Source organism: Pseudomonadales bacterium, assembly GCA_013215025.1.
GTDB lineage: Bacteria > Pseudomonadota > Gammaproteobacteria > Pseudomonadales > DT-91 > DT-91.
Genome location: JABSRR010000008.1, coordinates 20,768 through 30,400, shown reverse-complemented (window position 1 = coordinate 30,400; position 9,633 = coordinate 20,768). Strand labels below are relative to the sequence as shown.

At 47.1% G+C, this 9,633-nt stretch carries 8 protein-coding genes; 4 read left to right on the top strand and 4 right to left on the bottom strand.

The window, feature by feature from the left end; genetic code table 11:
* Positions 1–1,739, top strand: a 1,739-nt coding sequence (locus HRU21_01290) for an acyl-CoA dehydrogenase C-terminal domain-containing protein (protein ID NRA40920.1), incomplete at its 5' end; no start/stop codon positions are given.
* A gap of 114 nt (positions 1,740–1,853) precedes the next feature.
* Positions 1,854–2,093, top strand: a complete 240-nt coding sequence (locus tag HRU21_01285; protein NRA40919.1) for a DUF3094 family protein — start codon at positions 1,854–1,856, stop codon at positions 2,091–2,093.
* A 242-nt stretch (positions 2,094–2,335) separates the two neighbouring features.
* On the opposite strand, the gene HRU21_01280 is transcribed toward HRU21_01285, so the two are convergent.
* The 4 genes from HRU21_01280 to ubiE all read right to left on the bottom strand — a co-directional run bounded on the left by HRU21_01280 (position 2,336) and on the right by ubiE (position 7,035).
* A complete protein-coding gene (locus HRU21_01280; protein ID NRA40918.1) occupies positions 2,336–3,835 on the bottom strand; it encodes an MFS transporter in 1,500 nt (499 codons plus the stop codon).
* A gap of 233 nt (positions 3,836–4,068) precedes the next feature.
* Entirely contained in the window at positions 4,069–5,598 is a 1,530-nt protein-coding gene (ubiB, locus tag HRU21_01275; GenBank protein ID NRA40917.1) for a ubiquinone biosynthesis regulatory protein kinase UbiB, read from the bottom strand.
* A 9-nt stretch (positions 5,599–5,607) separates the two neighbouring features.
* Positions 5,608–6,270 carry a hypothetical protein gene (locus HRU21_01270; protein NRA40916.1) on the bottom strand — a complete coding sequence of 221 codons (663 nt, stop codon included), beginning with the start codon at positions 6,268–6,270 and terminating at the stop codon, positions 5,608–5,610.
* Positions 6,271–7,035, bottom strand: coding sequence for a bifunctional demethylmenaquinone methyltransferase/2-methoxy-6-polyprenyl-1,4-benzoquinol methylase UbiE (gene ubiE / locus HRU21_01265; GenBank protein ID NRA40915.1), 765 nt, complete (start codon positions 7,033–7,035; stop codon positions 6,271–6,273).
* A gap of 218 nt (positions 7,036–7,253) precedes the next feature.
* On the opposite strand from ubiE, the gene HRU21_01260 reads away from it, so the two are divergent.
* Together HRU21_01260 and HRU21_01255 are read left to right on the top strand one after the other, a co-directional pair.
* A complete protein-coding gene (locus HRU21_01260; protein ID NRA40914.1) occupies positions 7,254–8,459 on the top strand; it encodes an amidohydrolase in 1,206 nt (401 codons plus the stop codon).
* 106 nt (positions 8,460–8,565) lie between these two features.
* Entirely contained in the window at positions 8,566–9,603 is a 1,038-nt protein-coding gene (locus HRU21_01255) for a Rieske (2Fe-2S) protein (protein ID NRA40913.1), read from the top strand.
* Positions 9,604–9,633 lie beyond the last annotated feature (30 nt).

Genomic DNA, 9,633 nt, shown 5'->3' with positions numbered 1-9,633 from the left:
TTGCGGCCGATCAGCACTATGCTGATATCCCTGGTCGCAGTGAGTTTGATGCTGATCTACGTGCGGCAATTATTAATGAAGCGGCGAAGCTGGCTGAGAATGTTTTGTCGCCGATTAACCAATCGGGCGATGCAGAGGGCTGTCAGTTTGCTGATGGCAATGTCACAGTGCCGAGCGGTTTTAAGCAGGCCTTTAAAGAATACGGCCAAGGTGGCTGGGCTGGCTTATCAGCGTCAGAGGCTGTGGGTGGTCAAAATTTACCCGCATCTGCAGGTATTTTAGTCAATGAGCTACTGGGCTCAGCAAACTGGGCCTGGAATATGTACACCGGGCTGACGTTCGGTGCGGTGAAGTGTATTGCTGAGCACGGTAATGACCAACAGCGCGATTTATATGTGCGTAAAATGGTTGAGGGCGAGTGGACCGGCACCATGTGTATCACCGAGTCGCACTGTGGCTCTGACGTTGGCCTCGCGAGAACCAAGGCTGAGCCACAGGCCGATGGTTCTTATAAAATTACCGGCGCCAAGCATTTTATTACCGGTGGTGATCACGATATGGCGGAAAACATCGTGCATTTAACGCTGGCGCGGATTGTCGGTGCACCCGAGGGTACCGCAGGCATTTCACTGTTTATTGTACCGAAATTCATCAGCGATCAGTCGGGCCAACTGGCCGAGCGTAATCCGGTTTTCGCCGGTTCGATTGAGCATAAAATGGGCATCAAGGGCAGTGCTACCTGTGTAATGAATTTCGACGGTGCAACTGGGTTTTTGGTAGGAGAGGAAAACTCAGGCCTGGCGCAAATGTTTACCATGATGAACGAAGCCCGCCTAGGTACTGGCCTGCAAGGCTTATGCTCGGCAGAGCTGGCATATCAGGCATCATTAGCTTATGCCAAAGATCGTTTAGCCATGCGCGCTTTGTCAGGTCCTCAAAACCCTGATGGTCCTGCCGATCCGATTATTGTGCATCCAGATGTGCGTCGTATGTTGCTGACCCAAAAAGCTTTGATTGAAGGCTTTCGCACCTTTTTATACGAAATTGCATTTAATGGCGACATCGTCCTGTCTGATGCCGATGAAGCGCGTAAGCAAGTGGCTGAGGATCGAATGGCATTTTTAACGCCGATTGCCAAGGCATTTTGCACTGAATTAGGTTTTGAATCGACCAATCTTGGTTTGCAAGTATTTGGTGGTCACGGCTATGTGCATGAGTGGGGTGTTGAGCAAGTAGTTCGCGACTGTCGTATTGCTATGGTGTACGAAGGTACAACCGGCATTCAAGCGCTAGATTTAATTGGGCGAAAAGTTTTAGGCTCAGGCGGTGAGCTATTGAAAAAATACACCAAGGAGCTGCATAAATACTGCCAGTCTCTTGAGGCTGATGCAGAGTTAAGCGACTATGTTAAAACGCTACAATCACTGAATCAGCAATGGGGTGAAATGACCATGTTTATTGGCGGTAAAGCCGGCGAGTCACTGGATGAAATTGGCGCTGCCTCGGTTGATTATCTGATGTTTTCAGGCTACACCTGTTTGGCGTATACCTGGCTGCGCATGGCTAAAGTGGCTCAAGATAAACTGGCTGCTGGCAGTGACGATGCTGAGTTTTATCAAGCGAAATTAACCACAGCTAAATTTTATTTTCAGCGTATATTACCAAGAGCTCAGTCTCACTTTAGTGCGGCTATGGCGGGTGGTGATAGCTTGATGGAACTGGCGGTGGCACAGTTTTAAATTGTCTCGACTTACAGCTGCTGATTAAGCCTATATAGTTGAGAATGCTAGATCAGAAAGGTGTAACAGCAAAAACGAGGTTGATGTATGAGTGATGATAAATTACGCGAAACGATGAATGCCGAAAATGTCGATGACGATGGCAACCCTATTCTGGGCGAGCAAGATATGCAGCGAGTACATCAATACCTCTCCAACCCTATTCACCAAGTTGAACGCCGGCCATTTAAACCGCTGTATTTTTGCTTTCTAACCTTAGGTTCGGTAACAACGCTGTTATTGGCTGCGCTGGTGTTGACCTGGATGGCAGGCATTCCTGGGGCATACCTTACCGATATATTTGGTGAGTTTTAATCGCTGAGCTTGCTATAAAGGCATCAGGGCGCTTATCAATCAGCACCACTTAGGTTTAGTGTATGTGGGGCTGTTTAGTCGCTGGCTGTAGTTGCTAACTATAATTGCTATCTGTAACTGCTAATTGTTACTGCTAATTATAGTTACCATTTGTAGTGACTGTTCTCAGCAGTTGAGTGACAGCAGTTAAAGCGACATCTATTAAAGTGACAGCAGTTAAAAATGATGTGCTGCTTGATGGATTATGCGGTGGCAGTATGACTGTGAGCGAATTCACGATCCGCGCCATTCCTGCCATCTTTGTCATCATCGCTATTCAAGATAGTTTCACTCGCGTTCGCTGCAAGACTAACAAGGTCAGCATCGTTAGGCGCTGATTCGACACTCGTCTCAGACAGAGTGTTCTGGGTGAGTTCTTCCGCATCTTCTTGGTGCTGTTCAAACTGACAAGGTATATCAATATCTTGCAAGATAGAGTCAATACAGCGTAAATTTTTTCGCCGCATCGCTATCAGCAGGATAGCGACTAAAGATAGCCCCATAAGGCTGATCAATACTGCAATACCGCGACCGCTGCCCGAGCCAAAAAGATCGATCATCGGTTTCGCGAAGCTCAGCTGATTCTGCATCGCCGGCTCAAAAACTGCATCGGCTAGCCAGCCACAGGCTAAGATGGTTGAGGTTTGAAAAATGCCCAATACAAAATTTCGGGCACCAATTATTCTTCCCAGTAAAGCGGGGTCGATCTTGCGCTGAAATAAAGTGCGGCAGTGGGTATCTAAAATTGGAAAACAGGCCATTAAAAAGAAGCCGCCGATCGCCAGAAATAAGATATTGGTGGTTATCGGTGTGAGGATTGCGGCTACGGCAATCACCGCCGTGGTGGCAAAAATAATCGGTATGTGACGCTGCATATCTCGAAACGGTATCAGCAAAATTGAGCCTAGCAATGCGCCGCTGCCAGCGATAGTCATAACCTGCCCCAGCGCCTGTGCATCGGTAAAACCCAAAATCATCGGTTGCACCATTAAGCTGATTGCGCGAATCGCGCTTGCCACAACACAGAAAAATATGATCAGCTCAAGCATCGGTTTTGTATCGCGTAGGTAAGCAAAGCCATGCAGCATAGACTGCCAAAAGCTTTCTTTCGCTAACTCTTTGCCAGCCTCGGTTGATGAGGGTGGCTGAGGAATACCAATCAACATGATGGTGGCAATACCTATAGAAAAGGTAACAATATCAATGATGAAAATCGGCATTAGACCAAAGGCCTGATAAAGCGAGCCAGATAAAAGAGGGCTTGCTAGCTCAATTAAACCAAATGCTAGGGCGATACAGCCATTTGCACGGGTTAAAAAACCCTTGGGAACCATCAATGGCACAGTGGCGGCGATGGTGGGTAGTACAAATGCCGTGAAAACCGAGTTTAGCGCAACCAAGGTGATGATATGCCATACGGCCAATGTTTCAGTGTAATAGAGAACCGTCAGTGCCGCGGTCATGCTGATTGCGGCGAACTGCGAGGCAAGGATAATATGTTTTCGGTTCCAGCGATCTGCGGCTGCGCCTGCAATCGGGCCGAGCAAGAAGATGGGTAAGCCATTGGCGACCGCAATCGCCGCATAAACCATGGCTGATTCGCCAGATTGCTGATATGCCCAAACGGCAAGTGCAAAGCCAGTAAGGACTGAGCCGAGAAGAGAAATTGCTTGGCCAATCAACAGAAATGTGAACGGGCGCATTATTTTACTTAACATAAATACAGAAAGCGCGATGCGCTTGGCCTAGTTTGTTTTGTTTATTATTCGAGCCGGACAATCATTGTACACATTTGCATCAAAAAATCATCGAGATTTGCCAATAAATTACCAGTGTCGGCAAATCTCAGACAAACGTGATAACAGTATAGTTGTCGGTCGAATAAAGCTGGTCGCTCTTGCCACTGCAAGAGTCATAGCTGTATGACCGCATAAGATCAGAAAAGTTTGATGGCCAGTAAAGTGATTGCTACAGCAGAGCTTAGCATGCAGCAGCTGGCCAATAGCCAGCTGATTTTTTGCTGTTGCTTGAGACTTTGCAGCAGCTTTGTCTGCGCTGCCTGTTCGGGCTGCTGATGACTCAGTCGGTTAAACAGCAAGTCGGGCACTTGTGGCAATTGCTCTAGTAGGCTTGGTGCCTGACGCTGCAGCTGTTTCAGTAAAGACTTGGGGGAGTAGCGTTCGCGCATCCAGTTCTCTAAAAATGGTTTGGCGGTGTGCCACAAGTCAAGCTCAGGATAAAGCTGGCGGCCAAGCCCCTCAATATTCAGTAAGGTTTTTTGTAACAGCACTAAGGAGGGCTGCACCTCCATATCAAAACGGCGTGCGGTGCGGAAAAGATCGAGTAATAATAAGCCAAATGAGATTTCTCCCAGTGGTTTCTCAAATACTGGTTCGCAAACGCTGCGAATAGCCGCTTCCAGCTCGCCAACTCGTGTATCGGCTGGTACCCAGCCGCATTCAATGTGCAGCTCTGCAAATGCACGATAATCGCGTTGAAAAATGGCGAGCAAGTTACGGGCTAAATAATATTGATCAAATTCACTCAGCGAGCCAATGATTGCACAGTCAATGCCAATATATTTTGGGTTTTCTGGTGTTTCTCGAGAGACAAAAATATTGCCGGGGTGCATATCGGCATGGAAAAAGCTGTCGCGAAACACTTGAGTAAAGAAGATTTCAACGCCGCGCTCTGCCAGTTTTCTTAAATTGGTGTTTTGCGCCTGTAGTTGAGCGATATCGGTGACGGGTATGCCGTGAATACGTTCCTGAACCATCATATTGCGTGAGCAGTAGTCCCAGTAAACTTCAGGGATATATAAAAGTTCAGAGTCGATGAAGTTGCGCCTAAGTTGCGAGGTGTTAGCAGCCTCTTTCTGTAAATCTAGCTCATCAACTATGGTATGCCGATAATCGTTTACCACTTCAATCGCATGCAGGCGTTTACCGTCTGGGTGAAATCGCTCTATCCATCGCGCCAGACGCTGCAGTAAACGAATGTCCAGTTCGATCACCTGAAGAATACCAGGGCGTACTACTTTGACGACGACTTCAAGGCCGTTGTTGAGAATGGCGCTATGGACTTGCGCAATAGATGCCGACGCTAGCGGTTCGCGATCTATCGAGGCAAAGACTTGCTCGACAGGTTGACCAAGGCTTGTCGACATGATCGCAAACGCTTGCTCTGCTGCAAAAGGCGGCACTTGGTCCTGAAGTTTTGCTAGCTCATCGGCGAGGTCGTCAGCCAGTAAGTCTTTACGGGTCGACAACATTTGGCCAAATTTCACAAAAATTGGCCCCAACTGCTCCAGTGCCAGACGTAAACTTACCGCTGGGCTGTGGCGTTTTGGGAATAATAAAAACGGCCAGAGCAGAATGCGAATGTGCAAGGGAATAAGCGCTTTGGGTAAAAACCTATCCAAGCGATAAAACAACATAGTCCATGTGATTAATAAAAAGCGACGCACATATTCTCCTTATTGCTCGCTATCCTGTGCTAGACGTCTATCCTCGATGAGCTGTTTGGCACGTTGAAGTTTTGCTTCAATGCGATCAATTTGCTGGCGTAATTGGGTGGTCTGTTGATGATGCGGGCGCAGATCGCTGTGGCTTGGTAAAAGCTGACTTTCCTGTTGTAAAAACTCTTTGACATGGCGGGCAAAAATCGCCGGCACTCGGGCCAGGTGATCAGCTGAGGTGCGAGCAGCATTGCCGAGCACATGTGCGGGCACGTCGCCGACAATTCTAGCCAGGTGAAATTCCCAGTCTATCTCAAGCAGGTTTAACGCATCACGTAAATCAATCAGTAGCTGGCTGTCGCCAATTAAACGAACATCGCTGTTGATCATTGCTGCGGCCATATCATCGCTGCTGGCAACTGCAATGAATGCACTCAACTTACCTTGCAAATGGGTGCTGACTGCTATTTCGAGCATATCGTCTGGGTCACAGGCTTGCAGAAGAATCCGTTGCTGATCAATCACCAGCATCACATCAATAGCCGGTTGAGAACACTCTAGGCGCAGCGACTTGCCTGCCAGGCGATTGATTTTAGCCGCAAACTCGGTATCAATGGCCAGCGCGCGATTGATAATGCCCTGTATGATGATCAGTTGTTTAGCAAGCTGCGCTGAAGCCATTTATAACTTTACGCCGATGTGCAGCGCGACAATGCCGCCAGTCATATTGTGATATTCGCTGCGGTCAAAGCCGGCCTCGTCAATCATCGCTTTTAACGTGGCCTGGTCTGGATGCATACGAATCGATTCAGCCAAATACTGATAGCTATCGGCATCGTCAGCGACCAGTTGCCCCATTTTTGGCAGCACCTTGAATGAATAAAGGTCATAGGCTTTTTCCAGTAGCTGGTGCTGTGGCTTTGAAAATTCTAGCACCAGTAGACGGCCACCGGGTTTTAAAATTCGGTACATTGAGCGCAATGCCTGATCTTTATCAGTAACGTTGCGCAGACCAAAGGCGATGGTGATGCAGTCAAATAAATTGTCAGCAAATGGTAGGCATTCGGCATTGGCCTGAACATAGTCGAGATTACTGACTAGACCTTTATCGGTTAATTTATCGCGACCGACATTCAGCATCGAGGCATTGATATCAGACAAAATAACCTGTCCCTCAGGGCCAACAATTTTACTGAACTTGGCCGCTAAGTCGCCGGTACCGCCGGCAATATCCAAGACTTTATGGCCACGTCTAACGCAGCTGGCCTCAATCGTAAATTGTTTCCAAATACGGTGAATACCGGCTGACATAAGATCGTTCATAATGTCATATTTTGCTGCTACCGAGTGGAAAACCTCGGCGACCTTGCCCGCTTTTTCATCGGTATTAACCGTTTCATAGCCGAAGTGGGTAGTATTTTTATCGCTCATAGTCTCATCGAACATTACAGTGTGTGCATAAAACTTTGGCATTGTAGCGGAAATCCTTGGCTTGCGGCAGTCATAGTGCATTGTTTCTGTGAGGAAACAGTAATGTGACGTTTAGGTGCTTAACAAGGGCCTAGTTTCGTACTAAATTATAGCGGTAACTAGCATAACAATAACATGTATTACCCGCCTGAAACCTTCCCGGTTTGAGACAAGCACGATGACGAGGATGCGCTATGAGCACATTACACAATGATTTAGATCGTTTTATTATGATATCTACCGATGGCCACGCCGGCTTACCGCCCGAGCGTTATAAAGAGTACCTGCCATCTAAATACCACGCGCAATTTGATCAAGAATTGAAAGAGTCGATTGCTATCCGCCAAAATGCAGAAAAGGCATTTTTACTGGATGAGTTCAATAACAAATGGCGTCAGGGCATTGAAGAAGAGTTAAAAGGTGCCTACGTTTCAGATATTCGTAACGGCGTTTTAGACAATGATGGTGTGGTTGCCGAGGTTTTATTTCCTGACGGTATTACCGAACATAACTCGCCGCCATTCGGCGCCGACTTAGGTTTAAAAACTTGGAATGTCGACCCTGAATTACAGTGGGCTGGTGCGCAAGCGCACAATCGCTGGATCGCAGAGTTTGTGGCTGAGTCGCCAGAGCGACGTATTGGCTTAGCTATTGTGCCAATGTGCTACGACATCCCGAAAGCGGTTGAGGAAATTAAGTGGGCGCATGCCAATGGCTTAAAAGGTATATTGATTCCGTCAGTTTGGGGTGAGTATCCCGCCTATAACTCGCCAGTGTATTACCCTATCTGGGAAGCCTGCTCTGAATTAGATATGGTGGTGCATACGCATTCAGGCCCTTCAGATGAAAAAGATATGACTTTGCCGGGCGCCGTTGCTGTTTACCTGATGGAGTTTCACTGGTGGCCAGCACGTTCAGTCTGGACCATGATCATGGGCGGCGTATTTGAGTTCTTCCCTAAATTAAAATTTGCGATGACTGAAGTGGGTGAGTTTTGGATTCCAGGCATGATTGAAATGATGGATATTCGAGCCTCTGTGAAACACACTTCCGGCAAGTTGGGTGACTTTCGTACCCATCTCACGATGAAGCCGTCAGAATATTTTACCCGCAATATTCGTGTTGGTGCCTCGGCCCTGATGGATAGGCAGTCGGTAGATGCGCGTCACGATATTGGCATTAATAACCTCATGTGGGGCACAGATTACCCGCATCCAGAGGGAACATGGCCAAAAACTGCTAGCCAAATGCAGGAATGTTTTAGTGGCATCCCAAGTCAAGAATTAGACCGTATTCTTGGTCTTAACGCGATTGAGTTTTATGGTTTGGACTATGCTCGCTGCCGGGCTATTGCTGAAAAGATTGGTCCACACAAGCATCAATTTAATCAAGCCGCTTAGGCCGTAGGCTTGATTGCTACTGCAAATGCTTAATCGTGAAGCTTATGCAGTGTAATTAGCCGTTGACATAGTGTCGGCGGTTAAATCAGATACTGAGGATAATAAGATGACGGATATAATTTTTAGTACACATAGCGGCCCGCGACTGCCGCAATCGATACCGTTTGGATGGTATTTTGTCGGTTACTCTGACGAATTGGCGGTTGGTGACATAAAGCCATTAGAATACTTTGATCGTGAAATGGTTTTATTTCGCAATGAGCACGGTGAAGTTGGCCTGTTAGATGCCTATTGCCCGCATATGGGCGCGCACTTAGGCTATGGCAGTCAAGTTGATGGCGACTCTCTGCGCTGTCCTTTTCACGCATGGTCGTTCAATACCAAAGGTGTAGCTACCGATGTGCCTTATGCCAAGCAAATACCGCCAAAAATAAAAGACAAGCAGTGTATGCATGTGTATCCAACAGTCGAAAAAAATCAGGTGATTTGGGCTTGGTATCACCCGGAAAATAAGGCGCCTTTCTTTGATGTTATGGATCACGAAGAAATCGGCCAGCCCGGCTGGATTGAACTAGATCGATACATGTGGGAGATTGATACAAATGTGCAGGAAATTGCCGAGAACGGTGTAGATGTCGCACATTTTAAATATGTGCATGCGATGGAGGCTGTGCCCGAAGGTAAAACAACTTACGATGGCCATATTCGTTCATCTAAGGCAATGGGTAAGCGATCCATTCCTCAGCCAGATGGTAGCGTAAAAGAAATCGATTCATCGGTGCATACGGTTCAGAACGGCGCAGGGCAGAAGTTTACGCGTATTTCTGGACTATCTGAAACATTATTGATGGTGTTAGTGACGCCGATTAATAAAGATAAAGTTGAGATTCGCTTTGCATTTACGCATAAAGATTTTCCAAAGGATTCTATGGAATATATGATTGCGCAAAAATCGATTGAATCAACNGTTGGCCCCAAAGGTGTGGTCGGTGATATCCCNATNTGGAATCGAAAAATTCACCGTGCAAACCCCATCTTATGCGATGGTGATGGGCCAATCATGCAGTACCGCAAATACTTTTCGCAGTTTTATGCAGAAAATGAAAATGCTATGCAAGCTGTTGCAAAACTTGAAATTGCTTAACTTCAAATGGCTTATCTTCAAAGGACTCAG

What these genes read in the sequence shown, in the direction of transcription:
- HRU21_01260 (NRA40914.1), top strand. Translation starts at nt 7,254, where the DNA reads ATGAGCACATTACACAATGATTTAGATCGTTTTATTATGATATCTACC.
- HRU21_01285 (NRA40919.1), top strand. Translation starts at nt 1,854, where the DNA reads ATGAATGCCGAAAATGTCGATGACGATGGCAACCCTATTCTGGGCGAG.
- ubiE (NRA40915.1), bottom strand. Translation starts at nt 7,035, where the DNA reads ATGTTCGATGAGACTATGAGCGATAAAAATACTACCCACTTCGGCTAT.
- HRU21_01280 (NRA40918.1), bottom strand. Translation starts at nt 3,835, where the DNA reads ATGCGCCCGTTCACATTTCTGTTGATTGGCCAAGCAATTTCTCTTCTC.
- HRU21_01270 (NRA40916.1), bottom strand. Translation starts at nt 6,270, where the DNA reads ATGGCTTCAGCGCAGCTTGCTAAACAACTGATCATCATACAGGGCATT.